The sequence below is a fragment of the Marinobacter salarius genome, assembly GCF_032922745.1.
Classification (GTDB): domain Bacteria; phylum Pseudomonadota; class Gammaproteobacteria; order Pseudomonadales; family Oleiphilaceae; genus Marinobacter.
Genome location: NZ_CP136693.1, coordinates 3,502,102 through 3,528,153, shown reverse-complemented (window position 1 = coordinate 3,528,153; position 26,052 = coordinate 3,502,102). Strand labels below are relative to the sequence as shown.

The window sequence follows — 26,052 nt, the reverse complement described above, 5'->3', positions numbered from 1 at the left end:
CGTTGACTATGCTGTAATACCTTGTAGTCAATGGCCTTGAGGGTATAGCAATGAGCGTCACTACAGTCCGTCTACAGGCAGAAGTTGAGCAGCACCTTGAAGCAATCGCTGGCAGGCTCCAGCGGAGCAAAGGCTGGGTGATCAATCAGGCCCTGTTGGAATATATCGAAAAGCAACAGCGTGAGCAGGAGCGTTGGCAGCAAACCTTGGAGGCAATGGAGTCCGCTGCCCAAGGGAAAGTGGTTGACGCCAACAAGGTCCATGGTTGGCTCAGTAGCTGGGGAACCGATAACGAGCAGGATGCGCCGAGGTCAGGTAAGTGAAACTGGTTTACACGGAGGAAGCCATTGAAGATTTAAAGCGCCTCAGGGAGTTCATCGCAGTCCACAATCCCGTTGCTGCAGCCAGGATCGCCGCAGAGTTAGTTGGCAAAATCGAGTTGCTGCCAGATTTCCCCAAGTTGGGAGTGCCGGTTGAATTGGCACCTGATCCCGAGTCAGTGCGCGACATCATTTTTGGCAAGTACGTTGTGCGTTATTCAGTACATGCCAGTGCCATAATCATCCTCCGGGTATGGCATGGCCTGGAGGGTAAGCGATAGCAATTTAACCAATCACGCAAGGCGGACGTGCTGACGCACGCCGCTTCGTTTAGCGTTATTTGCTTAAGGAGGAGCAATCTTGAACATCACAGATTTGCCGTTTGGGGTTACTGACTGGGCCCAAGTTGAGAAGACCGAGCACTCTGGGGAAAAGGGTGTTGCTTACTGGAGGACTCGAAATTTCGGCAATATCCGCGTGCGAATGGTTGAGTACAGCCCCGGTTATTTGGCAGATCATTGGTGTGCTAAGGGGCACATACTTCTGTGTCTAGAAGGCGAACTTCATACTGAACTGGAAGACGGCCGGTGTTTTGTTCTTAGCCCCGGTTCGAGCTATCAGGTCGCAGACAATGCAGAGCTTCACCGTTCATCGACGGAGCAAGGGGCAAAGTTATTCGTTGTCGACTAAACCCACATAACAAGTGCAGGCACGGCGACGCCCACTACATTGCGCCTTCGGCTCCATTGCGTGGGCGCGCATGCTGCAAGCGTTAGGGCTGGTCGTAGTGTCCACCGATGGCGAAAACATAAATGGATTTGTCGTCGAACCGGTAGATAAGTCTGTCTTTCTGTGAGATGCGTCGTGACCACAAGCCTGATAAGTTGTGTTTAAGCGGCTCAGGTTTTCCAATGCCAGTTGATGGGTCGTCAGAACGAAGCATCTCTTTCAGTAGCTTGCAGAGAGCTTTGTGCAGCTTCTTGTCCTTCTCTCGCATCTTTTCATAGGCTTCCCAAGTGTTGCCCTCAAATACCAGTGATCTCATTCATCTGCTCATCATTAGGTGTATATCCTTGGCCACGGCTGTGAGTATCGAGGGAGGCCGCAATTTGCTGCATCAGGTCTCTGCTCTGAAGAACATGCAGGGTTTCTTGTTCCCTTTCCCAGTCTTCAGCACTCATAATCACGAAAGCCTCTCCAGCTCGGCGTGTCACTTTGAGAGGTTCATGTCTATTAATTACCTGTTCTACAAGGCTTTTTAGGTTGTCTCTGAATTTGTTTACACTGATGATATCCATAACTCCACCATTACGTACGGGAACTCCGTACAACTATATCGCAATGGCCCTAACAAGGCCAGTCACGGCGACGGCTACTACATTGCGGCTTCGCCTACATTCCATAGCCGCGCGTGCTGAGCGGCGTTATGCATAAGGGAGTGATCGCATGATTTTCGAGCTGCCTGCACCGGATGCAGATGATTCTCGCCCTTTGGTGGAATGCATCGAAAATCGCCGCAGCATTCGCGAGTATACGGGTGACTTCATTTCTATACTTAACCTTTCGCAGTTACTGTTTGCGGCGCAAGGCACTACCGGATCAGATGGAAAACGGGCAATTCCGTCAGCAGGCAGCGTATATCCGCTGAGCCTTCATATTCTGGCACGCCGTGTCTCTGGTTTAGAGCCCGGAATTTACTCGCATCAGCGTGATAGCCATTCATTGAAATTGCTAAGCAATGAGATTCCAGAGGCTGAAGTCACAAATACAGGAATTGGTGAGCAGCCTTGGCTGAAAGATGCCGCCTTTATTATTTGCGTAGCAGCGCAATTTGGAAAGTCCGTTGAACATTTTGCGTCTCAGGCACCTGCAGGGGAGCGAGGAGCTCGATATGTTTACATGGAGTCCGGCGCGCTGGCGCAGAACGTCCATCTTCGAGCCACAGATCTGGGTCTTGGCGCTGTTTTGGTGGCAGGTTTCGACGATGATCGGGCGAAAAAGATTCTCAAGCTACCCCCCGATTCTGAGCCCACTGCATTGGTTTGTGTTGGTCGGTCATAGCATCCAACAATGCATAACAAATCGCTCAAGTACGTTCCGGGCCTTCGGCCCTCCACCGGACGCGCTTACGCGCGCCGCTTAGCTTGGCGTTATTGGCCCGGCATTCGTGAGTTTTTTGCTGGTGCAGTGCAAAGGCCTTGGCACCGGGATTGGTTGTAAGCCCGCTCACTCTAGTGACCGCCAAGGCCGGAAAATTCGCTGTCTGGTTTGGTTGCCACAATAGTCAGCGGTGTTGGTATTCATGGCGTGCCCCAGTTTTGGGGCCGTCCGTCTCAAACGGTAATCGGGTTGGCGGCTTTTGCGTTCTAGTTCCTTTCGCCATCCGTCGAGTTGGTGCAAGCTTTCCGGGAGAGTGCATGCGGCCTGGGTTTCCAGGCTTAACCATGGTGGTGAACGGCCATTAACCAGGCGGTCAACCGGACGCCAAAAGCGTACCGCTTTTGGTTCCCTCCGCTGCGCTCCGGCGCCGGTTACCTCAGCGTTAAAAGTGCCCCTCAACCTGGAAGGGCCTAAAGTGTGTTAAGGATGTGTCACCGAACTCATGGGATTACTGCATCAATATAAACAGCCAAGACAGTCTGGGTCGTTTTCGTGCACCGCAATGTTGTCCTATTGTTTGGGATAGATGGATTTCATTCAGCTACCCGCTCCCTTGCAGTTTGAGGCTGACGCTGGAGCTCGGCTTCCGAGTCCATCAGCCATTCAAGCGTCTCCTGCCAAAGTGGATTTTCGAAACGAGGTTTGAAGAAACCTGCGTGTCTTACTGCACCTTTTTCAAGCGTAGAGACATCCACATGTCGGCGGGAGACTCGAGTATTGTAAGCGGCCGGTAATCCCATCTTGAGCCAGGCGCTGCCGCCGTCAGGATAGTGTCCACTTATTTTTTAGTGGACACTTAACATGAACGACTTAAGCGTAACCAAGCCCTACCAGCACCGCCGCCGGTTTTCCCGGGAATTCAAAGCCCAGATTGTTGCCCAATGCCAGGAGCCTGGTGCTTCCGTTTCCCGGATTTCGCTGGATAACGGCCTCAACGCCAACATGGTCCGGCGCTGGGTAAGGGAAGCGCAGCGAACGAATAAAACACCAGCAACACCGGGGTTTGTGCCAATTAATCTGCCGGCGGCAACCTCTGCACCGGGCAACCAACCGGTCTCCGACAATCGTAATACTATCCGCATCGAGATTCCCCGCGCCGGTGGCGCGGTCGTGGTGGAGTGGCCGGCGGAGCAGGCGCATCAGTGTGCCGCTTTGTTGCGGGACTTGCTGAAATGATCCGTATCGATGAGATCTGGCTGGCCACTGAGCCACTGGATATGCGGGCGGGACCCGACAAGGCCCTGGCCCGGGTCATTCAGGTGTTCGGTTCTGCCAAGCCCCATTGTGCCTACCTGTTTGCCAACAAACGGGGTAACCGGATGAAAGTGCTGATCCATGATGGTTTGGGCATATGGTTGTGTGCCCGCCGGCTGAACCGGGGCAAGTTCCACTGGGGAGAAGCCTGGCGCGGTGACCAACTGCGGCTGACCGAGGAACAGTTGTCCGCCCTGGTTCAAGGCCTGCCCTGGCAACGCCTTGGGGCCGAGGGCGTCATCTCCATCCTGTAACCACAAGGCCGGCGGTATCGCTATAGCCAGAACCGCGAATCGCTTGCGGCTCATGGGCTTGGCATACTGCCCGGCATGACTGAACGCCCCGATCTTGACCAACTCTCTGCCGATCAGCTCCGTGCTCTGGCCACGGAACTGTTCGATCGTGTCGAGAATAAGGAGCGGGCCCTGGTGCATCGTGATGCGGTCATCGAGAAGCTGACCCACGAAGTGGCCATCCTCAAGCGCCATAAGTATGCCCGGCGCAGTGAACAGCTGGATGCGGTTCAGGGAAAGCTGTTAGACGAACTGATCGACAGTGACCTGGCGGCGATCGAAGCCGAGTTGGATCAGGTAATGACCGAAGAGCAAAAAGCCGCTCGGTCCAAGCAGCCGCCCAAACGCACACCGCTGCCGCCAGAACTGCCCCGCACCCTGATCCACCACGAACCTGAGAACACCCAGTGCTGCTGCGGCTGTCAGCTCAAGCGCATTGGCGAGGACGTCAGCGAGAAACTGGATTATGTGCCGGGCGAGTTCACCGTCGAGCGGCACATCCGGGGCAAGTGGGCCTGCGCCAAGTGCGAGACATTGATCCAGGCACCCGTACCACCGCAGGTGATCGACAAAGGCATTCCGACCGCCGGACTACTGGCTCAGATCCTGGTGGCCAAGTACGCCGACCATCTACCGTTGTACCGTCAGGAACGCATCTTCGGCCGTGCCGGCCTCGAAATCCCGCGTTCCACTCTGGCTGAATGGGTCGGTGCTTGTGGCGTGCAGTTGCAGCCTCTGGTAAATGCACTTCGAGATGTTCTGCTGGAGCACCCGGTTCTGCACGCTGACGAAACCCCGGTCAGCATGCTGGCCCCGGGCAAGAAGAAAACCCATAAGGCTTACGTCTGGGCCTACTGCACCACCCCGTTCTCGGAGCTGAAAGCCACCGTTTACGACTTCGCTTCCGGTCGCGCGGGCAAGCACGCCCGCACCTTCCTGGCCGACTGGCAGGGCAAACTGGTCTGTGATGACTACGCTGGCTACAAGGCCGGGTTCGGCAACGGCATCACCGAAATCGGTTGCATGGCCCACGCCCGGCGCAAGTTCTACGACCTGCACGACGCCAACAAGAGCGAGCTGGCTGCCAAGGCCCTGGAGTACATCGGTGGACTCTACGAGATCGAGCGAGAAACCAAAGACCTGCCGCCGGACAAGCGACAGAGGATCCGCCAAGAGAAAGCCAGACCCATCGCCGATGCCCTGCATCAGTGGATGCTGGCGCAGCGCCAGAAAGTGCCGGATGGCTCCGGCACGGCCAAAGCTCTCGACTACAGCTTCAAACGCTGGGAAGCGCTGACGCGCTACCTGGACGATGGTGCTGTGCCCATCGACAACAACCGGGTGGAAAACCAGATCCGTCCCTGGGCGCTCGGTCGATCCAATTGGCTGTTCGCCGGATCACTGCGCAGTGGGCAACGGGCGGCGGCTATCATGAGCCTGGTCCAGTCGGCCAAGCTCAATGGGCACGATCCCTATGCCTATCTGAAGGATGTACTGACGCGACTGCCGACGCAGAAGAACAGCGCCATCGATGAACTATTGCCACACAACTGGACGCCGGCTATACCTGACAAGGTGTGATGCCCGGACGCTTACCGAGTATTCGGGAAATTGGTCAATGAATGTGCGATGTTGGCGTCCGGTGCCATGTCATCGTCGCTAAAGCTCAAGGAAAGCAAGGGTTGCTCAAGCGCTTGATAGCCGCTCAGGTCGAGCCCAAAGCGGGGATCAAACATGTAATCGGGACTCCGCATCCATCGCGCCCATTGTTTAACAGCAGAGACGGGGACATCCATGCCGCCTAATCCCAGCCGTCGCGAAGGAAATTGATCTCGGAACGCCGAAAAGAAAGGTATCAGGACGCGAGAGACAGCGAGCATTTTAGCGTTCATAGGAAAAGACCAGCGGAGCCAGTATGGTGCGGACACCGCCACATGGACTATTCGATCAAGGTAGCGCGAAGATTGGGCCAGGCCGACCAATTGGCCGCCTATGCTGTGTCCTATCAAGTGAATGGGGTGGTTTTCTGGGAAGGATCGACAACGCTGTTTTGCGAAACGAATAACAGCTTCAATATCTTGTATGCCCCAGTCTTCCAGGGAAATGTCGTACGGTTTTATTTTTGAGAGAGAATCGCCTGACCCTCGATAGTCAAATGTGATGCAGTCGAAACCCTGGGATGACAGGAAGCCTGCGAAATCTGCGTAGAAAGACTGGGTAGCTGCCAAGGCAGGAGCGATAATGATCGTTCCTCGTGGAGAGTTCGTTTTATATAGGGTTGCCGTGATCGGATAGCCATCCTCGCACAGCAGGCGTTGCGCAACGGGTTTAGCAGCGATTTCCTTGTCCATAAGTGCCTCCACTTTTCCGGATCTAAAAGATGTGCTCGATTTTTACGGCCTAACTGAAAAGGAGCTTTGGCTCTTCGAACTACATTTTACCCGTTAAATATCATTGGTATTTAACGTACCGATGGTATGTCAGGGTATGCTATACCTACAATTTGCAGAGGGTCAACCATGGAAAATCAGAGCAGACGCCAAGCGCATGCAGAAGAAACCCGCGAAGCTATTCTGGAAACAAGTCATCGGCTTTTTAGCCGACAGAGGTTCAGTGGTACTTCCCTTGAGGCAATTGCAAAGGAGGCGAGAGTAACTAAGGGCGCTGTGTACCACCATTTCAAAGACAAGCGCGCTGTTTTCAGCGCGTGTTTTGAGCGTCAGGCAAAGCAAGTGTCTGAGGTAATGGCTTCTATCCCAAAGCAGGATGACGACTGGGCTTATGCATTTGCCCAGTGTCGAGCCTTTCTGGATTTTGTCCTGAGACATGGCAAGGACACGATTTCCCTGCAGGAAGTGATTACCGTACTGGGATGGGATGCTTGGCGTGCGATCGACTCTCACTACACCATGGGAAACATGGAGCAGGTCGTCGCTCGACTACAGGACAGCGGGCGTATGAAGCTATACTCGCGAGAGCTGGTGGTTAATATGATGTATGGCCTACTAGTCAATGCTGCCATGAACCTGCATAGCCTGTCGGACGTTCATCAGACCTATCAAGACTTGGACGGAATGGTGCAGGATATGCTGAACGGCCTCAAGATATAGGTATGCAATACAGCAATGTGGCGGTTGCACTGGTTAAATTCGGTGGCTCCTGATAGTGGGTTTTAACAAGTCAATTAAGTACGTTTCGGCCTTCAGCCTTCACCGGACGCCCCTGTCGGGCCGCCGCTTATTTTCGGCGTTATCTGTACCAAGAACTCACCACATGGAGGTATCTATGCACATTGGACTAATCGGTGGTATCGGACCAGCCGCAACCGAGTTCTATTATCGTAACTTAGTGAAAGCCGATCAGGCATCAGATGGTGATAGCCGTATGGAGCTGACGATTTGCCATGCCCAAGCGAGCGATTTGATACGCAACATTCAGGCTGGCAATGTAGATGCGCAGGTCAGAATTTTTGAAGTAATGGCTAATCGTTTGAGTGCGGCTGGTGCCGAAGCATTGGCAGTGACGTCAATAGCTGGACATTTTTGCATTTCCGAACTGAAGAAAGTGTCACCCATTCCCATCATCGATGCGTTGTCTGGACTCGAAAGCGCGTTAATTCGAAACGGCTACACAAGGGTGGGTGTTTTGGGCAACAAGGTGGTCATGGAGACACGGCTGTTCGATAGTTTTCGAGAGACCGAAATTGTTGTTCCGCCCGGCAATAGCCTAAACAAAGTTCATGAAGCCTACATGAGCATTGCTGTTTCTGGTGCTGCGAACGAAGACCAAAGAGAGACTATATTCCAGGCTGGCAGGAAGATGTGTGACGAGCAAGGTGCTCAAGCTGTTGTTCTTGCTGGCACAGATCTCTTCGTGGCCTTCGATGGGCATGAATGCGGGTTCAAATACGTTGACAGTGCTTTGGTCCACATTGATGCCATTCACCGAGCTTCAATGGAAACCTCAGATAACAAGTCACGGAAGGCGGACGCGTGAGACGCGCCGCTTCGTTCAGCGTTAAAAGGTAAAGCATGAACTCACAGCAAGTCACAGCAATCGCGCTAAGGTTAATCTCGATCTGGTTGCTGATTGAGCTTGTCTTAAATTTGCCGAGCCTTGTCATGGCTTTCTCTAGTATCGAGCAATATCAGCAGCAAGAAATGCCGCTAGTCGCGTACGTCGGCCTTATTGGATCATTCCTCTTCATCGGTTTTGTTGCCGTATTTTTAATCAACAAAGCGGCGAAATCTGTTCTTTCACGAGCTAAGACGGACGAAGAAAGTTCGTTGAGTAATGATTCTCAAAAGTCGCTTTTTCAACTGGCTGGGTTGTACTTTGTTGTTGATGCAATCGTTTACCTACCGCGCTCCCTAGGGTTTATCCCAAGTACAACAGACATCTCTGTTTCTAGTTTGCTTTGGGCGGTGGGGCTGGTGTTTCAGCTTGCCATTGGGTTGTGGCTAGTCAGCAACTCGTCGTTCTGGCTCAGGTTCTTCCAAAAACTCAGGGGGCGGACCTGATGTCTTTTAACAAGGCAATCAAATTCGTTCCGGCCCGACGGGCCTCCACCGGACGCCCTTGTCAGGGCGCCGTTTATTGCTGGCGTTATGTTTTCTGAGGAAGTATGGAAGATTATCTCCTAACATTCGAAACTGACGAGGAAGGTGAACAGATATTCGTTCATGGCGATCCGGCGGGGCTAGAGTATTTTGCAAAGCAGCTCCTCGAAATCGCTGCAAAAGCGAAAGCTGGCGAGTTCCCCCATGATCATTACTTCACCGAGGAATGGGGCGGCAACGAGTTGTCATCTGAACCGCAGTCTGAAAAATGCAGGCTTATAAATCACGTCAAGGTGTATGGCTGGCCTACGGTCAATGGTGGCAAACCGTATTCAAAAACATAACCAGTGACTGTGGTGTCAATTCCATTAATTAAGCCATTTCGCCCTGCCAGGATTCCTGGCTTTTGATCATGGTATTGAGCACCACAATCATCTTCCTCATGCAGGCAATGAGGGCTACTTTTGGGATCTTTCCCTGTGCCTTCAGGCGTTCGTAAAAGCGTTTAAAAACCGGATTGCATTGGATGGATGAGAGCATGGCCATGAACATGACAGTGCGAACTCTGTGGCGGCCACCTCGTATTCTCCGTTTGCCATTGAGCTTGCCGCTGTCCCGATTTATGGGGGCGACACCGACCAGTGCCGCGACCTCCTTTCGGTTCAGCGATCCGAGTTCCGGAAGCTCACTGAGGAGGGTGTAGGCGAGCACCTTCCCAACACCGGGCATGCTGGTCATGATCTCCATTTTGGTACGCCAATGGTCCACTTTAGCCACTTCCTGCTCGATCTGTCGGGTGACGGTTTCAATCTGACTCTGGAGCATCCTGAGCAGGCTTTTAATGGATCGGTGGAGAGGTTTCGGCATGATCTGGAGACGGTTTTTCTCCATGGTGGACATCTCCATAAGTTGAGCCCGCCTGGCTAATAAGTCTCTGATCTTTTGTGATGTTTTGTCCGGAATGGGTCTGAATTCAGGCTTGAGTGTGGCGGCATATTTGGCAATCACCTGGGCATCAATCCGGTCGGTTTTGGCGAGCACGCCGATGGCCTGGGCGTAGCGCCTGACACTGATTGGGTTGACGACGATGATAGGCAAGCCGGCCTGATCGCAGGCCTGAACCAGGGCATGCTCATGTCGCCCTGTGGCCTCCACTACGATGCGCTCAATGTCGTAGTTCTTGAGGATTTTTACGAACCGGCGAATGTGGGCTCCGCTGTTGGGGATTGAATAAAACTGTCCGGAAGGATGGAGGGCGATATCAAGGTTGGCTTTACCGACGTCGACACCGATATTAACTGAGGTTTGGATTTGGCTGCTGTACATAATAAGCTGACTCTGCCTTGCTATACGGGCTCGAGGCCCCGATGACTGTTCGAGTTATCGCTTGAGAGTCATGCAGCGCTACGCACTGGTTACCGGTCTCTCGAATGAGGAGCCTGCCATCATCGAGCTGCTGCATGAAGGCCCCCAGCGGCCACTGGGGGTGGGCCTCAATTTACCCAAACACGGCAGAAATTATCCATACAAGGCCAGGCACGGCGACGTCTACTACATTGCGGCTTCGCCTTCATTTCGTAGCCGCGCATGCTGGCTGGCGTTAGCAGTTTCACTACTCCTCCCACATCTTGCAGAATGAGTAAAAAAGGAATAATTTGTACTCATGGATGAATTTGAATTCGACGAAGCCAAAAGCTAGGCCAATCTGGACAAACACGGTATCGATTTCGTTGCTGCCCAAGGGCTGTGGAAAGATCCGTACCTGCTGGAGATCCGCGCAAAATCAGAGGATGAGCAGAGGTTTTTGCTGATAGGCAAGATTGGTGAAAAGCACTGGTCGGTTGTCGTCACGTACAGGGATGCTCGTATTCGTCTGATTTCAGTCAGGCGTTCCCGCAAGAAGGAGGTTGAGCTCTATGAAAGCTAAAGATTTCGACAAAAAATTTGAGGAAGGTCAGGAAGACATTGTTGATGACCTGGACCTGTCCTCCGCTCGCCGCGTTAATCAGGAACAAAAGCGAATCAACGTCGATTTCCCGGCTTGGGTTGTCGAGTCGTTGGATCGTGAGGCTGCGCGCATTGGCGTTACCCGCCAATCGATCATCAAGGTGTGGCTGGTGGAGCGTCTTCAGGCAGAATCTGCTAACAAGCCGCTCAATGGTGATGCCGCAGGCGGCGCACATTAGCGGAGCGTTAAAGCGAAAAAACTGCGTCGTGGCACGCGGTAATCATCCGTGTCAAAATTGAGTGATACACGAACGAGAGGTTTCTTCCATGAATCTTCAGAAAATTGAAGACGAGGCGCTACACCTCCCTAAAGAGGAGCGAGCTCAATTGATCCAACGACTGGTACTGAGTCTGGAGTCACCGTCAGAAGAAGAACTCAGGTCAGATTGGTTGCTTGAGGCCCGTCGTAGAGGCGAAGAGCTCGATAATGGCTCAGTTCAGGCCGTGTCCGGTGAAGATGTCATGAGGAAGGCTAGAGCATTGATCAAATGAACTATTCGTTTCACCCGGCAGCGGAAGCCGAATTCCTGGAATCAGTTGGTTATTACGAATCAAAAGTTCCGGGATTGGGTGGAGCCTTCATAGAGGAATTTGAGGCCCTGGCCAATTTAGTTGGCGAGTCACCAAAAGCCTGGCAAGTTGAGTTGCAGCCAGATATTCGTAGAGCGCCCCTTCACAGATTTCCGCTATCCATCGTTTACCGAGAGAAACTTGATGGTTTTCAAGTTCTGGCGGTTGCCCATGACCGGCGACGTCCGCAGTACTGGCTTGGCAGGCTTTAACAATCGGCTACACAGCGACCGTTTTTCCGCCGCTTCGCGGCTCCAAACCGGCGCGTGAGCCGGGTGTTAGGACATCGAATGGAATACCTATCAATATCCTTATCTGCAATAGCGCTGATGCTCAGTGCCTTCACCTTCTACTGGGTTCAGATAAGGGTTAGGGACAGATTGCATCTTGTCCGAATAGACAAGCTAGGTGAGTTCATGAATCCGATGTTTGCTCTTGTGAACAATGGTACTCGCGATATCTTGATCACATCCGTTCAAGGACGTTTTGAGCATGCTGACGAGAACGGTGGGACATATTTATCTCAAAGGCTAGAGACTACTGATGGCTCCTCTATGTTGTTATCAGCGGGCAAAGCCATGGAGTGCAAATTAGTTTTTCAGGAAATGCCAACCCCTAATTTCGTGGACAAGGGCAAAGCGAGAGAGGGTACAAGCCCGCCGGTTTATGAGTTCGAGTTTGATGTCGAGATCAGTTGGGTGGACGCCTCGGCACACAGCCACACCAGCGAGGCAAGGATCGCAAAGTATGGGTTCAACGAGAACGCCAAGATGATGATGTTTTCTCCTTTAGAGCCGAAGCATGATCTATACAAAAAGTCCTAACAAGGCCATTACGGTTGTTCCGGGCCGATGGCCCTCCACCGGACGCCCTTGTCAGGGTGTCGCTTATGGCTGGCGTTAGAAAATCACAGGAGCTTGGAAGCAAATGCGTGATACCGCGAATCAAGATTGCCCACTCTGTTCGTCTGTTGCCAGATTCTACGGTGTAGATGCAGGGAATGTTAAATACTTCAAGTGCCCGAATTGCAGCTATTTCCAGATTTCAAATCAAGCAGAGAATTACCTCAAGACGGCGCCGGCGAGAATACGAGATAGTTTTTCAGAGCAAGCCAAAAAGACGCCCGAGGATCACCTTTTGGTAATTGCCGTTGAGCCTTCTGCCAATCGTGCAGAAGAAGCATCCGAAGCGATGTCCGGGAAGTTCGTACCAAAGTCAAAACTAGAGCTTTGAGCCAAGAATTTCTAACCATGCAAGTCACGGTGACGGCTACTGCATTGCGGCTTCGCCTCCATTCCGCAGCCGCGCGTGCTTAGCGGCGTTATGAGTAAGCGAAGTCGAACATGGAAGAGATAGGCGCAGGCCTATTTGGCTGGCTAATGGGATTACTGGGTGGACAAGCCGCTGAATGCGGCGTTAAGGCAAAAGGTACCACGTGAACATTTTCAACTGGTTCTTTAGAAAACGAGCGATCAAAAAACATGTCAGAGTACTTGGTCCCGCGCTGAGAGAAAGATTTGGCTATAAGAGGACTTACACGGCGACGCAAGTTACAGACACAGCAACTTCGTTGAACCTGCCGGATAAGTATCTTTGTTATGCCATCGCGCTTTACTGCACCAAAGAGGAATACGAGCGGAGCACAACTCACCCTCAACCAATGATTATGGATTATGCAACGGCTAGGGCTGTGAGCTTCAATGCAGCGATTGCCACCGCTGTCGGTGGTGTTTCAGCAGAGAGCGGAGTTTCATCAGGCGTCGATGCTGGAGATGGATTTGGCGGCGGTGATGGCATCTAGGGAAACTGCCTCGGTGTGAGTCTAGCCTTAACAAATGCATCAAATTCATTCCGGCCCAAATGGGCCTCCACCGGGCGGCTTTTTCTCCGCTTCGCTGCGTAAAAGCCGCCGTTTATACAGTCGTTAAGCTTGGTTGTTGCATGGTGCGCAACATGCTAGCATTCCCTCATGATTAAATCATTCCGTCACAAGGGACTGAAGCGGTTCTACTCGACCGGTAGCACGTCTGGCATACAGCCAGATCACGCCAAGAAACTGCGCATGCAGCTGGCTGCTCTGGATACCGCCACTTCGGTGGAAGACATGGATATCCCTGGTTTTCGGCTTCATCCATTGAAGGGTGGAGACAAAGGGCGGTGGTCGATTCGGGTTAATGGAAATTGGCGCATGACGTTCGAATTTCAGGACGGCAACGCCTACATTCTTGATTATGAGGATTATCACTGATGACTATGCATAATCCGCCGCATCCTGGTGAATTCATACGGGAGGTGTATCTGGAGCCTTTCGGTATCAGTTCCCGTCAGCTTGCGTCCAGCCTGGGGGTCTCGCCCTCCACATTGTCTCGACTGCTAAAAGGGGATAGTGGTATTAGCCCGGAAATGTCGCTTCGGCTATCCAAGGTTCTCGGGCGCACTCCTGAGAGCTGGTTGGCGATGCAGGACATGTATGACCTTTGGGTAGCCCGAAACACGGTCAACCTAGATGGAATCCATCCTCTGGACTTCGAAGCAGCTTAACCAATGGCTGTTGTGGGACGCGCCTACGCTGGCGATCCGGCACGCCGCGAAGCCAGGGCGTTATATTTCTTAAACCTCAATCAAGGAAGATCATGAGAGTATCGACTTTACCCTTAATCATTCTCTGTCTGTTCATGGGTTTTACCTTTTGGGTAATGGCCGGAGCAGAGCAGTCGCTTTTAGCTTTTGGCGTTCGGCTCATGTCCAACCCGGACACAGCCCAGGTTGTTATTGATCTCTACATTCTCGCTGCTTTGGCCTGTGTCTGGATGTACCGGGATGGCAAAAGTCGTGGCAAAGGGCTGGGCTATCTCATCCCATTTTTTATTCTGACAGCAGTGTTTGTGTCTGCCGGCCCGCTGCTATATTTGGTGCTGCGCGGTGGGCGCGGGCCTGAAGCCGAAGCCAGCAAAATATAATCAACCGCATCGGTACGCGGCCGATGGACGGCACCTGCATTTCTGCGTCGATATAGGTCCCCTTGCGGAACAGGTGCATGAGCTGCATCGTCGTTTCCACAGGACATCGTAGTCAGCATTGGCATTCTCATGCCGCTCCGCTCATCTAAGTAGCGAGAGCTGAATCAGTATGTTTGGTCATGTGAGCAATCTTCTCAAGCAATGCTTCCGGCGAGGCAGGCCGCGCTAACAGGTATCCTTGCAGGGTATTGCAGCCAAGCTGGGTCAATAGCTCTTGTTGTTCTGCTGTTTCAACACCTTCTGCGACAATCCTCATACCCAGTGTTTTGCCCAGAGCAATGATTGCCTGAATGATTGCTTCATCATCGTTGTCCTGGGCCAGTTCGGTAATAAAGCCGCGGTCGATCTTCAGCTCATTGGCAGGCAAACGTTTCAGATAGAGCAGGCTTGAATAGCCCGTACCAAAGTCATCAATGGAAATGGACACGCCAAGCGCAGACAGCTTGTTCAGCACTTTGAGGCTTGCCTCAGCATTACGCATGGCCGTCGTTTCGGTGATTTCTAACACCAGGTTCGACGGGGCCAGGGAGTGTTTCTTCAGTGTATCGCGAACCACGTCCACCAGGCTGCTGTGTTCCAGTTGAACTGCGGAGAGGTTGATCGCCATGCTCCAGTCATGATGGCCCTGGTCTTGCCAGGCTTTCATTTGCCGGCAGGCCTCATCGATGACCCAGTTACCAATGGGCACGATCAGCCCCGAGCTTTCCGCCAACGGCAAGAAACGATCCGGTGGCAGGAAGCCATGATCCGGGCTTTGCCACCGCAGCAGCGCTTCGAATCCAGTCATGGGGCCGTTTGGTGCAATAAATTTGGGCTGATAATGCAGAACCAGTTCGTTGCGGGTGACGGCATGCCGCAGATTTTGCTGCATCTGCATCTGTAGGTGCACATCGGCGTTCATGCCGTGCTCAAAAAAACAGTAGCCGTTGCGACCCTGCTTTTTGGCGTGGTACATGGCTGCGTCGGCATTCACCATCAGCTCATGTTCGGTTTTACCATCCTGGGGGTAGATTGCGATGCCGACGCTGGTGGAAATGTGAAGAGGTGTATTCGAGGCTTCGTAGGGTTGCTCGATGGAATCAATTAATCGTTGCGCAAATACGGCGGAACTTTCCGGTGAGCTTGGCTCCAGTAGAAGGACAAACTCATCCCCCCCAAGCCTCGCGGCTGTATCTCCTTCACGTTTGTTGACGAGCAGGCGGTTCGCCACGTCCTTTAGCAACAGATCTCCGACATGGTGCCCGTGCATGTCGTTGATCGCTTTAAAACCATCCAGGTCCAGAAACAGCACGGCGAATTCACTGTTGTTTCTCTCGGCCCGGTGTATCGCCTGTTCCAGCCGATCACCCAACAGAACACGATTTGGTATGCGGGTCAGGTTGTCTTGCAGGGCGAGCTTGATAAGTTCGTTATTGGCGTCATCGAGTGAGTTGGATAGGCGGCTTGTGCGTACGTCCAGCATTGACACAATGAGTGCGATGGCGAACACCGCCAGGCTGACAATGATGACCAGCACAGCCAGCCACTTTGTATCAATCCCGCTGTTGGCCGCGCCACAGAAGCTGTCGATCGGAAATTTGGAGGCAGCCATTCCCGTATAGTGCATGCCGATAATGGCGCACCCCATAACCAGAGACGCGCCAATGCGGCCGAAGGTGGCGCGCTTGCTTTCCTCTCGCAGTCGAAACGCCAGCCAAAGGGCGGCTGTGGACGCGACAATGGCGATAACAATGGATAGCCCAACCAGCCAGGGTACATAAAAAATGTACGGATGCATGAGCAATGCTTCCATACCGATGTAGTGCATGCTGGCTACGCCCAGGCCCATCAGTAAACCGCCCGACACCAATCGGCCCCAGGGCAGCGTGTCCTGACAGACCAGGTAAAGGGCGAACGCAGAACAAGCAATGGCGATGACTAATGACAGCAGGGTGAGGGGGACGTCGTAGCCTAATTCGATGGGAAGGCGGAAGGCGAGCATGCCGATAAAGTGCATGGACCAGATGCCAAAGCCCATCGCGATGGAGCCGCCAATCAGCCACAGGACGGCCGGGCGACCGGATGCGCTGGTTACACGGCTGGCCATATTCAGGGCCGTATAGGACGCAAGGACGGCAATGATAATAGAGCAGGCGACCAAAACCTCGTTGTAACTGCTTTCCAGCATCAAATATTCCCTTAATGTAATCGCTGAATAAAGCGAACCACAGTCGACTGGTGTTAAACCCTGCCTGCCAAGTGTTGATCTAAATATCTATTTTATTTTAGAAAGTTAGTTTCTAAATAGTGCCAAATTGTTATGTTTTATGTCGTGATGAAAGTGCTCTTAGTCCCATTGGGCTAATATTAAGTAGGCAGTAGAGTGGGTAGTTCTCTCCAATTCAGTCATTTCCTTTACATTTTTCAATAACGCTATTACCGACCATTTTTTAGGACAAATGGTTCTACGGGCATTTATTGAAATGACAGTGTGTCACGTCTAGTTTCGATTCAGGGGCTGAGCTTGATTATCGCCTGCGTCCCGATAACAACAATCAAGGAGGAATGCCTGTGATAACCAGCATCAAGAACCAACTGCTAGCTGTTCTTATTCTATTGGGTGTAACAGGGCCGGCAATGGCCGAACTGGGGGATTACGGTTTCTGGAGAACGCTGGGGAACCTTGTCAGTCCACCAGCAGCTGACAACCCCGTTACGGCGGCCCAGCGTCAGGGTGACTATCCGCTACTGGCTAACCCGCCGGGTTTCAACGATGGCTTTTCGCCGGGCAACTATTACGCCTGGCAAACCATTCCCCTGGCGCCTGAAACCGGCGCTGTCTGTGGTAACGGCTCTGAGTACAAATTCTTTGTGAACCGCGTGCCGAATACCAGTAATACCATTATCTATCTGGAGGGGGGCGGTGCCTGCTGGGACTATGAAAGTTGCTCGGGCCAGACGGGTATCCGGGGAGCTCGCAATCCGGATGGCATCCCGGATGACTATATGAGCCTGACGAACCCGAGCGCCAGCCTGGTCAGCCCGTTTGTGGTGCGCTTGAATCCACTGACCTCGGTCAAGACCCAGAACTGGAACATGGTTTATATCCCATACTGCACGGGCGATGTCTACTCAGGAGACAGGGTGGCCGTGTACGAGGACCCGGAGGGTGAAGCTGAGCCATTGATCTGGCATCACAATGGTCTTCGCAACACCCGCGCAGCCATTTCGTGGGTGAAGGATAATCTGCAGCGGCCGAAGCAGTTGCTGACGACCGGATGCAGTGCCGGCGGCCTGGGCAGTTTGACCAACTACCATCCGACCCGCCGTGATATGGAGCCGAACCGGGGGTACATGATCAACGATTCCGGGCCGGCCTTCAGTGCGCCAACAGGTTCGGACCCGGACATTTATCCGTCGGTGTTGCTGCAGTCGTTTATCCGTAACGCCTGGGGGCTGGACCAGCCCGACGGTCCGTTGGAATACCTCAGCGACGGGCTTCCACTGATGAACCTGAATGATCTCGGCTCATTGTATACGGCCCTTTCTGCAGAGCTGCCGAATGATCGGATGGGGCATACACACTTCTGGCAGGATCTGAATTACTCCTCATATTCCTATGAGCGTTTCTATCCGGAAATCGAAAATGCGCCGGATCAGGCTACCAAGGAGGCGTTGATCCACGAGCGCTGGTATACGGATACAGAACGCCTGAAGGGCACCCTGTCCAACCTGAATAATTTTGGGTACTACCTGCCATGGTTTCGCGATGTGAACGAGAGCCACTGCACCACCATCATTGAGTTTGCCAACTCAGACATTCAGGAAGCGGGACTGGAGCTCGACGACTTTGTGGCCAATGTGTTGAACGGAAGCGGTGCAGTCATGCAGGCCTCTGAAACCGATCAGCAGGCTGACTACAACAAGCCGTTCAATCCGCTCTATTGGGCACTTGATCAGCTTCTGTAGAACATTGGGTATCAGGCTCTTCGGAATCGGGGAACTTGCCGATAGGGATGGTGATGCGCTATTGAGGCGCATCGCCATTTTTGTTGGCGGCCACACGGGCTTCCAGTAATCGCTGGCGCAAGTATTCGTTGCGGGTCATTCCTGCAGGCACTTTGTCCATTGCCATTACCTCTTTCACGATCTGTTTTTCCTGCTGCTTATAGGCTTCAAACTCCGGCCTGGGTTTGGCCAGCCATTCCTCTTTGCGTGCCTGCGCAGCGGCATTCTGCCGGTCAATCAGGCCTTGCAGGGCCTGTTTTTGAGCGGCTTCGTCTTCGATGGTGAGTTTCGTCATGGCAATGCGGACCATCAGGCTCTCTGCTGCGCTGACCTGTCCCTTGCGTTGGTAGTCGGCCAGGCGCTGTTCCAGCATCGCTGCCTCCGCCGCGCGCTCTTCCGAAGACAGGCCATCGGCTTTCGCAAAGAAGGTGTGCAGTTCTTCCTCAAAGTCGAGCCGATTGGCCAGTTTCAGCGTTTCCGGGTTTTCCAGTAAAGCCTGTTGCTCGGCTGTGAGCCCGCTGCTCTGATTCTGGCTGGTCGATTGCGGCTCTTGAGTCAGTGCCTGGGTAGCTTGCGGGTTGCTGATGGATTTTGCGGTATCGACAGAGGGGGCCTTCTGGCTCAGCCAAAAAGAAACACTGGCCGTGAGGGCAACGATACCGATGGCAGATGCGAGAGCAATTCGTTTCATGGCCGTTCCCCTTGTTATTATGACCCTGATTCCAATTCAGGCTTGGCCTGGTCCAGTAAACGCGACAGGTAATCACTATATTAGCGCAAACCGCTGTAGGCGTAGCTAACGTTCCCAAGCACTGGGGAGTTGATCTCCCCATACGGGCCTTAATCTGTCTGCTACAGTGGCAGCGCACTTACATCCATTGTTGGTCCCAGGAGAAAAGCCTCATGAAGCCAACCCTATGCGTTTTCGTCGTTCTGACTGTATTCAGCCTAAATAGCTGGTCCCAAGAGGTCGATTACGATAAGCGCAACCTGCACATCTTTTGCGCCTCACATCTGAAGATGCTCAGCGGCACACTTGATGAAGGAGGCGATGAATATAAGGCACTGATGTTTATGTCCGGTGTTCACCGGGACGAGGCAACCGGGATGGGTGCCACGGAAAAGCACTTCAGCGACGTGAACACCTATCTGAAAAAAGTACGCAACACCAGCAAACCGAAGTGGAGTAGCCTGACATCCCGAAGTAAGGAGCTGTGTTTTCCCCAGTCCTGACGACAGGGTTGGCCAACGGGATCTATAGTGAAGGGCATGAATGTCTGAAATCTGGCTCGCATGGAGGTCATCCGATGACGAAACAGACGAAGAATCAACCGCGCAATGTTGCCACGAAGCTGATCGAGTCACACCTGGTGTCGGGAACGATGAAGGCCGGCGAGGAAATCGGGCTGAAGATCGATCAAACGCTGACCCAGGATGCAACCGGTACCCTGGTTATGCTCGAGCTGGAGGCCATGGGGCTCGGCCAGGTCAAAACTGAATTGTCCGCGCAGTACGTTGACCACAACCTGCTGCAGACCGACAACCGCAACCCTGACGATCACCTGTTTCTGCGCAGTGCCTGCGAGCGGTTCGGCCTGTGGTTCAGCCCGGCCGGGTCCGGCGTCAGCCATCCGGTGCACATGGAACGCTTTGGGAAACCTGGCAAGACCCTTCTTGGCTCCGACAGCCATACCTGCGCTGCCGGTTCCCTGGGAATGCTGGCAATGGGGGCTGGCGGTCTGGCTGTGGCCATGGCCATGTGTGGAGAGCCGTTCTACCTCAACATGCCCAAGGTCATGGGTGTGAAGCTGACCGGGAAATTGCCGGATTGGGTGAGCGCCAAGGATGTCATCCTGGAAATGCTTCGCCGCCATGGGGTGAAGGGCGGCGCCGGGAACATTATCGAGTATTACGGGCCGGGCCTGAAAGGGCTGTCCGCGATGGACCGCCATGTGATCGCGAACATGGGGCAGGAGATGGGACACACCGCTACGGTGTTCCCGGCGGACGATGCGGTGCGGGATTTTCTCAGGCAGCAACAGCGGGCAGACGATTTCCAGAGGCTGGAAGCCGACCGCGGCGCCACTTACGACCTGCATGACGAGATTGATCTGGGAAAACTGGAGCCGTTGATTGCACTCCCCAGCAGTCCAGGGAAGGTGTTTCCGGTGAGGGAAGTGGCTGGCGAGCCCATCTATCAGGCCTACATTGGGTCCTCCGCGAATCCTGGCCTGAGGGATTTTGCAGTTCCTGCGATGATGGTGAGAGGCCGCCAGGTTCACGAGGGAGTATCTTTCGATATCAACCCCACATCGCGTCAGGTTCTGGAAAACCTGGTTGAACTGGGTCATCTTACCGATCTGCTCAGCGCTGGGGCGCGCCTGCACCAGACCGGCTGCAATGGCTGCATTGGCATGGGGCAGGCACCGGCAACGGATCAGATCAGCCTGCGCACTGTTCCGCGGAATTTTGCCGGCCGTTCGGGTACCTCTGAAGACAAGGTCTGTCTGTGTAGCCCCGAAACGGCCACGGCCTCTGCCTTGACCGGCGTGATTACTGACCCACGTGATCTCGACATGAACTATCCTGTGTTCGACGAGCGCAGCACCTTTTATGTCGATGATCGCAATATCCGCCCGCCGGCGAAACACCCGGAACTGACCGTGGTGGAGAAGGGGCCGAACATCAGCACCCTGCCGACATTTGAGGCGCTGCCTGACTCGTTGAAGGCGCCGGTTCTGCTCAAGGTTGGTGACGATGTTTCCACCGACGACATCCTGCCTGCCGGCTCCCGGATACTGCCGTTTCGCAGTAACATTCCTGCCATCAGTGAGTTTACTTATACCCGGCTGGACCCAACCTATCCGGAACGGGCAAAACAGCATCAGGACACGGGCTCTCTGATCGTTGGCGGTGACAACTACGGCCAGGGGTCAAGCCGTGAACATGCGGCGCTGGCGCCCCGTTATCTGGGCGTGCGAGCAGTGATTGCCAAGAGTTACTCGCGCATACACTGGCAGAACCTGTCGAGCTTTGGTGTGTTGCCTTTGAGCTTTGTCACTCCGGAGAACTTCGATAGTATCGAGCAGGGCGATGAATTATCGATTGAGGGGCTGGTTGAAGCATTAAAAGCCGGGGACAGCATTGTTGCGAAAAACACCCGTAACGGCGAACGTTATGAACTGACGCATGAACTCAGCGAGCGTCAGGTCCGTATGGTAATAGAAGGCGGACTGCTGAACATGATGCGCCAGGAACTGGCCGCGTGAGGCCTTGTTGCCAATAGATCCACCAAATTGAGGAAGAATGAATGACCGATGATACCTACACGCCCCCGAGAGTCTGGAAATGGGATGCCGAGAGCGGCGGAGCCTTCTCGCAGATCAATCGCCCGATTGCCGGCCCCACTCATGAGAAAGAGTTACCGGTAGGGGAGCACCCGTTTCAGGTCTATTCACTGGCGACCCCGAATGGCGTGAAGGCCACCATCATGTTCGAGGAACTGTTGGCCAAAGGCATCAAGGAAGCGGAATACGATGCCTGGCTGATCCGCATCACCGAGGGTGAGCAGTTTGGCAGTGGTTTCGTGAACGCAAACCCGAACTCCAAGATCCCGGCAATGATGGACCACACCCACAAGCCGGCCGTCCGCGTGTTTGAATCCGGCTCCATCCTGCTTTACCTCGCTGAGAAGTTTGGCGAGTTCCTGCCGACGGACATTGTGGCGCGCACGGAAACCATGAACTGGTTGTTCTGGCAAATGGGCAGTGCGCCGTTCCTGGGCGGTGGGTTTGGCCATTTCTACGCCTATGCACCGGAAAAATACGAGTACCCGATCAACCGCTACACCATGGAAGTGAAGCGCCAGCTGGATGTGCTGAATCGGCAACTGGCCGATAATCGCTACATCGCGGGTGACGAATACACCATCGCAGATATGGCGATCTGGCCCTGGTATGGCGCACTGGTGAAAAACAAGGTGTACGAAGCGGCGGAATTCCTGGAAGCGCATACCTACAAGAACGTGGTGCGTTGGGCCGATGACATCGCAGAACGCCCGGCGGTGAAGCGGGGGTTGATGGTAAACCGCACCTGGGGCGAGGAGAGCAGGCAGTTGCATGAGCGGCACGACGCCAGTGACTTCGAGTTGCGCACTCAGGACAAGCTGGAGCCTTCCGGAGAGAAGTAATGGCAGCATCGGTTGGCTGGGGGAGAGTGGTGCTGGCGTTCATCGTCGCGTTGATTGTGGGCTCGGTGCTGGGCAGCCTTGTGCAAACCCAGTTCAATCTCCAGGCACTGGAAGGCCTGGGGGTTGAAGTCAGTATGGGAGCCCGCCTGGAAACCACAGTTCAGGATCTGCTGAACTTTGCACCTCTGTACGCCATCCTCTTCGGGCTCAGTTTTCTATTCTCCCAGGTTGCCGCGTCTCTTGTGGCCCGGCTGGCTGGTCCTTCAGGCCGTTTGTGGTTGTGCCCGCTTGCCGCGGCGGTCGGTCTGTGGGCGACTTTTCGGATTGTGGATGCATTGGCGCCCATGCCTACGTTGATCGCTGCCACACGAGATATGGGTGGACTGTTGGCCATGCTGGTAACGGCTGCTCTCTCTGGTTTGTTGTTTGCCGTTCTGGTTTCCCGTTTGCCCCGTAAAAATGGCAAAGCCTCGGCAGTGCCTGTTGCGATGTTGCTGATGGTTGCCGGGCTGGCGCTGCCTGAATCTGATGCCGTAGCGGATGATGCGCCAAATTATACGATTGAAACCGTGGCCAGCGGCCTCGAACACCCCTGGTCACTGGCGTTCCTGCCTGACGGGCGAATGCTGGTTACCGAAAGGCCGGGACGGTTGCGAATGCTGACGGCCAACGGTGACCTGATGCCGGAACCGCTGGATGGTGTACCGGAGGTTTTCGCATCCGGCCAGGCAGGGCTTTTTGAGGTGCTTCCCGCCCAAGACTTCGAGGACAGCCACCAGATCTACCTGAGCTATGCCTGTGGCACCATGAATGCCAATCACACCTGCCTGGCCAGGGGCCAACTAGGTGAGCAGGGCCTGGAGAATGTGAGCGAAATATTCCGGGTGCAACCGGCCAAAAAAGGCAATGCCCACTATGGCGGGCGGATGGTGTGGCTGCCGGATGATACGCTGGCGTTAACTCTCGGAGACGGTTTCGACTACCGCGAGCAGGCCCAGCGCCGTCAAAACCACATTGGCAGTATCGTGCGTCTTAACCCGGATGGCAGTGTGCCGGATGACAACCCTTTTGCAGGGCGCGACTCCTACCAGGGTGAAATCTACAGCTATGGTCACCGCAATGTGCAGGGGCTGGCCTACGACAGCGATCAGGGCCGGCTGATTGCTCATGAACACGGGCCCCGGGGTGGTGATGAGATCAACGTCATTCGCCCGGGCGCCAATTACGGTTGGCCGGTCACCACTCATGGGCTGGATTATACCGGCGCGCGGGTAACCCCGTTCGAGGAGCGTGAGGGCGTTGAGGCGCCGCTGCTGCACTGGACGCCATCCATCGCTCCATCGGGCATGACCGTTTATACCGGCGATCTGTTTCCTCAGTGGCAGGGCGATCTGCTGGTTGGCGGGCTGGTGACGCGGCAGGTGCATCGTGTCCGGTTGGCGGACGGCGAGGCAACGGAATTGGAAACTCTGTTCGGTGAGCTAGATGAGCGTATCCGGGATGTGGTAACCGGCCCGGAAGGGGCGGTTTACCTGCTCACCGACAGTGCTGACGGCTGTGTTCTGAGAGTAACACCGGACTAGATGTCAGCCACGGATAGCAGGGTAGCTATCCGTGGCTCCTTCCTTGAAGTCTTGGTTATTAGCGTGGCCGGCGATCACCTTCCATGATCTTGGCCACAAACACCGCTTTACCGTATTCCTCGAACGACCATTTCATCGTGTCCGACAGTACGCGCATCACTTCATCGTACTCACCGAACATTTCGGTGCTCATACGGCCCGAATGGATCTCCAGACCTGTTTTTTCAAGACGCTCGATAACGGCGCGAATGGGCGGCTTATAGTCATCGGTGAGTGGGTAACAACTCAGTTGAACGGATAAAAACATAATGCCTCCCGGGGCTGTATGCCCCTCAATAGCCCATGGCTGAGGATGTGCTGCGGCGCGGGTCTGCACCGCCGTAGAGGGTTCCTTCAGTATCGATCAGTATGCTCTGGATGGCGCCCATGGCACTTTTTGTCACCACCTTGTGCCCCTTTTCTTCCAGCAGTCGCACGGTATCCGGGCTGATGCCCTGTTCAATGCGGATCTCGTCTGGCAACCATTGGTGGTGAATCCTCGGGGCACTCACCGCAGACTGAATGTTCATGCCATGATCAATCACATTCAGCAGCACCTGCAAGGTTGTCGTGATAATTCGGGACCCGCCGGGGCTTCCCGTAACCAGATAGTTACGACCATCGCGCCTGACAATGGTCGGCGACATGGAGCTCAGCATGCGCTTGCCGGGTTCCACCTTATTGGCTTCGCCACCGATCAGTCCATAGGCGTTGGGTTCGCCGGGTTTGGCACTGAAGTCGTCCATTTCGTTGTTCAAAAGGAACCCCGCCCCGTCAACGGTGATGCCGGACCCGTAGCTGAAATTAATGGTGTAAGTATTGGAAACCGCGTTGCCCCAGCGGTCGACAACGGAGAAGTGGGTGGTTTCCGGGCTTTCATAGGCCCCAGGGTTACCGGCACTGATCTCGGTCGACGGCCTGGCTTTGGCCGGATCAATGGTTTTACGCAACGCTTCGGCATAGGCCTTGCTGGTCAGGCCCTTTAGCGGCACCTCCACAAAGTCAGTATCTCCGAGGTATTCCGCGCGGTCGGCATAGGCGAGCTTCATGGCTTCGGCCATGTGGTGAATGCTGGCGGCGGAATTGTGGCCAAAGTCGCCGAGCGGGTATCCCTCAAGAAGGTTAAGGATCTGCACGATGTGGGTGCCGCCGGAAGAGGGTGGTGACATGGAATAAATGTCGTGGCCGCGGTAGGTGCCATGAACCGGCTGGCGGACCCGGGGCTGGTAGTTCTTCAGGTCCTGAAGTGTGATCAGGCCGTCGTTTCGTTCCATTTCCTCTACGATGAGTTGCGCGGTTTTGCCCTGATAGAAGCCATCGATGCCTTGATCGGCAATGCGTTGAAGGGTATCGGCGAGTTCTGGTTGCCGAAATCGTTCACCTGGCTGCCACGGAGAGCCGTCCTCTTTATAGAAGGTTGCGAGAGTCGCCGGCCAGCGCTGCAGTCGTTCCTGCGCCTGTTCCAGGCCCTCGGTGAAGCGTGCGGGTACAATAAAGCCTTCCCGCGCCAGTTTGATCGCCGGGGCCAGGGCCTGTTCCAGCGATAGCGTACCGTGGCGTTCAAGCGCCATCGTCAGGCCGGCGACGGTGCCGGGCACGCCGGACGCCTTGTGGGTGAAGCGGCTGCGATTCTCGACCACGTTACCATCGTCGTCCTGGAACATGGTTTCGGTGGCAGCGGCCGGTGCTTTCTCCCGGTAGTCGATGGCCTCAACTGCTTCGCCGTTGCCCGGAGCGTAGAGCATAAACCCGCCACCACCGATGTTGCCGGAGCGCGGCTGGGTGACCGCCAGGGCGAATCCCGCCGTAACGGCGGCATCCATCGCATTGCCGCCGTTCTTCAGCACGTTTAACGCAACTTCGGTGGCCAGGGTGTGGCTGGTGGCCACCATGCCGTTCCTGGCCTGAACCGGGTGGTGGCGCTCTCCCTCTAGAATGGCCTCTGCAGTTACCGGCTGTAGAGGTAAGAGCAGCGCCAGGGCGATCATCATTCTCGCGGCCAGTGAGCGGCCTGCGACGGCTTTTCGGGTACCTACCTGTAGGGGGTGTCTATCCATGTTTCTGTGCCTCG

General features: G+C 54.4%; 34 protein-coding genes. 26 read left to right on the top strand and 8 right to left on the bottom strand.

Features of this window, described 5'->3' with window-relative positions:
• Positions 1 to 50 precede the first annotated feature (50 nt).
• The 3 genes from R1T46_RS16340 to R1T46_RS16330 all read left to right on the top strand — a co-directional run bounded on the left by R1T46_RS16340 (position 51) and on the right by R1T46_RS16330 (position 1,010).
• Positions 51 to 323 carry a CopG family ribbon-helix-helix protein gene (locus R1T46_RS16340; protein ID WP_317306201.1) on the top strand — a complete coding sequence of 91 codons (273 nt, stop codon included), beginning with the start codon at positions 51 to 53 and terminating at the stop codon, positions 321 to 323.
• Positions 320 to 601, top strand: a complete 282-nt coding sequence (locus R1T46_RS16335) for a type II toxin-antitoxin system RelE/ParE family toxin (RefSeq protein WP_317306200.1) — start codon at positions 320 to 322, stop codon at positions 599 to 601. Before R1T46_RS16340 ends, R1T46_RS16335 begins: the two co-directional genes overlap by 4 nt.
• Positions 602 to 680: 79 nt before the next feature.
• Positions 681 to 1,010 carry a DHCW motif cupin fold protein gene (locus tag R1T46_RS16330; RefSeq protein ID WP_317306199.1) on the top strand — a complete coding sequence of 110 codons (330 nt, stop codon included), beginning with the start codon at positions 681 to 683 and terminating at the stop codon, positions 1,008 to 1,010.
• Positions 1,011 to 1,092: 82 nt separating this feature from the next.
• Here R1T46_RS16330 and R1T46_RS16325 read toward each other — a convergent pair whose 3' ends face one another.
• Together R1T46_RS16325 and R1T46_RS16320 are read right to left on the bottom strand one after the other, a co-directional pair.
• Positions 1,093 to 1,365 (bottom strand): Txe/YoeB family addiction module toxin, encoded by a 273-nt coding sequence (locus tag R1T46_RS16325; RefSeq protein WP_317306198.1) that lies wholly within the window; start codon positions 1,363 to 1,365, stop codon positions 1,093 to 1,095.
• Positions 1,346 to 1,618, bottom strand: a complete 273-nt coding sequence (locus R1T46_RS16320; RefSeq protein WP_317306197.1) for a type II toxin-antitoxin system Phd/YefM family antitoxin — start codon at positions 1,616 to 1,618, stop codon at positions 1,346 to 1,348. Before R1T46_RS16320 ends, R1T46_RS16325 begins: the two co-directional genes overlap by 20 nt.
• A 148-nt stretch (positions 1,619 to 1,766) precedes the next feature.
• On the opposite strand from R1T46_RS16320, the gene R1T46_RS16315 reads away from it, so the two are divergent.
• From R1T46_RS16315 to tnpC, 4 genes are all read left to right on the top strand, one after another.
• The gene (locus tag R1T46_RS16315) at positions 1,767 to 2,381 is read left to right on the top strand and encodes a SagB/ThcOx family dehydrogenase (protein ID WP_317306196.1); all 615 of its coding nucleotides are present in this window, start codon (positions 1,767 to 1,769) and stop codon (positions 2,379 to 2,381) included.
• Positions 2,382 to 3,281: 900 nt separating this feature from the next.
• Entirely contained in the window at positions 3,282 to 3,656 is a 375-nt protein-coding gene (gene tnpA, locus R1T46_RS16310; protein WP_317306195.1) for an IS66-like element accessory protein TnpA, read from the top strand.
• Positions 3,653 to 3,988 carry an IS66 family insertion sequence element accessory protein TnpB gene (tnpB, locus tag R1T46_RS16305; protein ID WP_317306194.1) on the top strand — a complete coding sequence of 112 codons (336 nt, stop codon included), beginning with the start codon at positions 3,653 to 3,655 and terminating at the stop codon, positions 3,986 to 3,988. The genes tnpA and tnpB overlap by 4 nt, the downstream gene beginning before the upstream one ends.
• A 75-nt stretch (positions 3,989 to 4,063) precedes the next feature.
• Positions 4,064 to 5,608 carry an IS66 family transposase gene (gene tnpC / locus R1T46_RS16300; RefSeq protein ID WP_317306192.1) on the top strand — a complete coding sequence of 515 codons (1,545 nt, stop codon included), beginning with the start codon at positions 4,064 to 4,066 and terminating at the stop codon, positions 5,606 to 5,608.
• A gap of 11 nt (positions 5,609 to 5,619) precedes the next feature.
• Here tnpC and R1T46_RS16295 read toward each other — a convergent pair whose 3' ends face one another.
• Positions 5,620 to 6,378 carry an alpha/beta fold hydrolase gene (locus R1T46_RS16295; protein ID WP_317306191.1) on the bottom strand — a complete coding sequence of 253 codons (759 nt, stop codon included), beginning with the start codon at positions 6,376 to 6,378 and terminating at the stop codon, positions 5,620 to 5,622.
• 168 nt (positions 6,379 to 6,546) lie between these two features.
• Between R1T46_RS16295 and R1T46_RS16290 the strand changes: the two genes are divergently transcribed.
• The 4 genes from R1T46_RS16290 (at position 6,547) to R1T46_RS16275 (ending at position 8,930) form a co-directional block, all read left to right on the top strand.
• Positions 6,547 to 7,137: a TetR/AcrR family transcriptional regulator gene (locus tag R1T46_RS16290; RefSeq protein WP_317306190.1), complete on the top strand. Its 591-nt coding sequence runs from the start codon at positions 6,547 to 6,549 to the stop codon at positions 7,135 to 7,137.
• 175 nt (positions 7,138 to 7,312) lie between these two features.
• Positions 7,313 to 8,023, top strand: coding sequence for an aspartate/glutamate racemase family protein (locus R1T46_RS16285; RefSeq protein ID WP_317306189.1), 711 nt, complete (start codon positions 7,313 to 7,315; stop codon positions 8,021 to 8,023).
• A gap of 35 nt (positions 8,024 to 8,058) precedes the next feature.
• Positions 8,059 to 8,547 (top strand): hypothetical protein, encoded by a 489-nt coding sequence (locus tag R1T46_RS16280; protein WP_317306188.1) that lies wholly within the window; start codon positions 8,059 to 8,061, stop codon positions 8,545 to 8,547.
• A gap of 104 nt (positions 8,548 to 8,651) precedes the next feature.
• On the top strand, positions 8,652 to 8,930 hold the full coding sequence (locus R1T46_RS16275) for an Imm32 family immunity protein (protein WP_317306187.1): 279 nt from the start codon (positions 8,652 to 8,654) through the stop codon (positions 8,928 to 8,930).
• Positions 8,931 to 8,958: 28 nt separating this feature from the next.
• Here R1T46_RS16275 and R1T46_RS16270 read toward each other — a convergent pair whose 3' ends face one another.
• The gene (locus tag R1T46_RS16270) at positions 8,959 to 9,912 is read right to left on the bottom strand and encodes an IS110 family transposase (protein WP_317306186.1); all 954 of its coding nucleotides are present in this window, start codon (positions 9,910 to 9,912) and stop codon (positions 8,959 to 8,961) included.
• 379 nt (positions 9,913 to 10,291) lie between these two features.
• Here R1T46_RS16270 and R1T46_RS21640 point away from each other — a divergent pair, with 379 nt between their 5' ends.
• The 10 genes from R1T46_RS21640 (at position 10,292) to R1T46_RS16225 (ending at position 14,123) form a co-directional block, all read left to right on the top strand.
• On the top strand, positions 10,292 to 10,513 hold the full coding sequence (locus tag R1T46_RS21640) for a BrnT family toxin (RefSeq protein ID WP_407070135.1): 222 nt from the start codon (positions 10,292 to 10,294) through the stop codon (positions 10,511 to 10,513).
• Positions 10,503 to 10,772: a type II toxin-antitoxin system BrnA family antitoxin gene (gene brnA / locus R1T46_RS16265; protein WP_074396173.1), complete on the top strand. Its 270-nt coding sequence runs from the start codon at positions 10,503 to 10,505 to the stop codon at positions 10,770 to 10,772. The genes R1T46_RS21640 and brnA overlap by 11 nt, the downstream gene beginning before the upstream one ends.
• Before the next feature lie 88 nt (positions 10,773 to 10,860).
• Positions 10,861 to 11,085 carry an addiction module protein gene (locus tag R1T46_RS16260; RefSeq protein ID WP_075196060.1) on the top strand — a complete coding sequence of 75 codons (225 nt, stop codon included), beginning with the start codon at positions 10,861 to 10,863 and terminating at the stop codon, positions 11,083 to 11,085.
• Positions 11,082 to 11,375 carry a type II toxin-antitoxin system RelE/ParE family toxin gene (locus R1T46_RS16255; RefSeq protein WP_075196059.1) on the top strand — a complete coding sequence of 98 codons (294 nt, stop codon included), beginning with the start codon at positions 11,082 to 11,084 and terminating at the stop codon, positions 11,373 to 11,375. Before R1T46_RS16260 ends, R1T46_RS16255 begins: the two co-directional genes overlap by 4 nt.
• A 78-nt stretch (positions 11,376 to 11,453) precedes the next feature.
• A complete protein-coding gene (locus R1T46_RS16250) occupies positions 11,454 to 11,987 on the top strand; it encodes a hypothetical protein (RefSeq protein ID WP_317306181.1) in 534 nt (177 codons plus the stop codon).
• A gap of 103 nt (positions 11,988 to 12,090) precedes the next feature.
• Positions 12,091 to 12,396 carry a hypothetical protein gene (locus tag R1T46_RS16245; RefSeq protein ID WP_317306180.1) on the top strand — a complete coding sequence of 102 codons (306 nt, stop codon included), beginning with the start codon at positions 12,091 to 12,093 and terminating at the stop codon, positions 12,394 to 12,396.
• 202 nt (positions 12,397 to 12,598) lie between these two features.
• A complete protein-coding gene (locus R1T46_RS16240) occupies positions 12,599 to 12,964 on the top strand; it encodes a DUF6559 family protein (RefSeq protein ID WP_317306179.1) in 366 nt (121 codons plus the stop codon).
• Positions 12,965 to 13,132: 168 nt separating this feature from the next.
• Entirely contained in the window at positions 13,133 to 13,411 is a 279-nt protein-coding gene (locus R1T46_RS16235; RefSeq protein WP_317306178.1) for a type II toxin-antitoxin system RelE/ParE family toxin, read from the top strand.
• Positions 13,411 to 13,704, top strand: coding sequence for a HigA family addiction module antitoxin (locus tag R1T46_RS16230; protein WP_068436756.1), 294 nt, complete (start codon positions 13,411 to 13,413; stop codon positions 13,702 to 13,704). Before R1T46_RS16235 ends, R1T46_RS16230 begins: the two co-directional genes overlap by 1 nt.
• Positions 13,705 to 13,796: 92 nt before the next feature.
• The gene (locus R1T46_RS16225; RefSeq protein ID WP_317306176.1) at positions 13,797 to 14,123 is read left to right on the top strand and encodes a DUF2834 domain-containing protein; all 327 of its coding nucleotides are present in this window, start codon (positions 13,797 to 13,799) and stop codon (positions 14,121 to 14,123) included.
• 145 nt (positions 14,124 to 14,268) lie between these two features.
• Here R1T46_RS16225 and R1T46_RS16220 read toward each other — a convergent pair whose 3' ends face one another.
• A complete protein-coding gene (locus R1T46_RS16220) occupies positions 14,269 to 16,350 on the bottom strand; it encodes a putative bifunctional diguanylate cyclase/phosphodiesterase (RefSeq protein WP_317306175.1) in 2,082 nt (693 codons plus the stop codon).
• Positions 16,351 to 16,727: 377 nt separating this feature from the next.
• Between R1T46_RS16220 and R1T46_RS16215 the strand changes: the two genes are divergently transcribed.
• Positions 16,728 to 18,131, top strand: coding sequence for a pectin acetylesterase-family hydrolase (locus R1T46_RS16215; RefSeq protein WP_317306174.1), 1,404 nt, complete (start codon positions 16,728 to 16,730; stop codon positions 18,129 to 18,131).
• A 58-nt stretch (positions 18,132 to 18,189) separates the two neighbouring features.
• On the opposite strand, the gene R1T46_RS16210 is transcribed toward R1T46_RS16215, so the two are convergent.
• Positions 18,190 to 18,861: a hypothetical protein gene (locus R1T46_RS16210; RefSeq protein ID WP_317306173.1), complete on the bottom strand. Its 672-nt coding sequence runs from the start codon at positions 18,859 to 18,861 to the stop codon at positions 18,190 to 18,192.
• A 212-nt stretch (positions 18,862 to 19,073) separates the two neighbouring features.
• Here R1T46_RS16210 and R1T46_RS16205 point away from each other — a divergent pair, with 212 nt between their 5' ends.
• From R1T46_RS16205 to R1T46_RS16190, 4 genes are all read left to right on the top strand, one after another.
• On the top strand, positions 19,074 to 19,403 hold the full coding sequence (locus R1T46_RS16205) for a hypothetical protein (protein ID WP_286810186.1): 330 nt from the start codon (positions 19,074 to 19,076) through the stop codon (positions 19,401 to 19,403).
• 74 nt (positions 19,404 to 19,477) lie between these two features.
• Entirely contained in the window at positions 19,478 to 21,439 is a 1,962-nt protein-coding gene (locus R1T46_RS16200; RefSeq protein ID WP_317306171.1) for an aconitate hydratase, read from the top strand.
• Positions 21,440 to 21,480: 41 nt separating this feature from the next.
• Positions 21,481 to 22,359: a glutathione-dependent disulfide-bond oxidoreductase gene (yghU, locus tag R1T46_RS16195; RefSeq protein ID WP_317306170.1), complete on the top strand. Its 879-nt coding sequence runs from the start codon at positions 21,481 to 21,483 to the stop codon at positions 22,357 to 22,359.
• On the top strand, positions 22,359 to 23,942 hold the full coding sequence (locus R1T46_RS16190) for a PQQ-dependent sugar dehydrogenase (RefSeq protein WP_317306169.1): 1,584 nt from the start codon (positions 22,359 to 22,361) through the stop codon (positions 23,940 to 23,942). Before yghU ends, R1T46_RS16190 begins: the two co-directional genes overlap by 1 nt.
• Before the next feature lie 58 nt (positions 23,943 to 24,000).
• On the opposite strand, the gene R1T46_RS16185 is transcribed toward R1T46_RS16190, so the two are convergent.
• Together R1T46_RS16185 and ggt are read right to left on the bottom strand one after the other, a co-directional pair.
• Positions 24,001 to 24,249, bottom strand: a complete 249-nt coding sequence (locus R1T46_RS16185; RefSeq protein ID WP_317306168.1) for a YkoF family thiamine/hydroxymethylpyrimidine-binding protein — start codon at positions 24,247 to 24,249, stop codon at positions 24,001 to 24,003.
• 25 nt (positions 24,250 to 24,274) lie between these two features.
• Positions 24,275 to 25,972, bottom strand: coding sequence for a gamma-glutamyltransferase (ggt, locus tag R1T46_RS16180; RefSeq protein ID WP_317308324.1), 1,698 nt, complete (start codon positions 25,970 to 25,972; stop codon positions 24,275 to 24,277).
• Between the last annotated feature and the right edge of the window lie 80 nt (positions 25,973 to 26,052).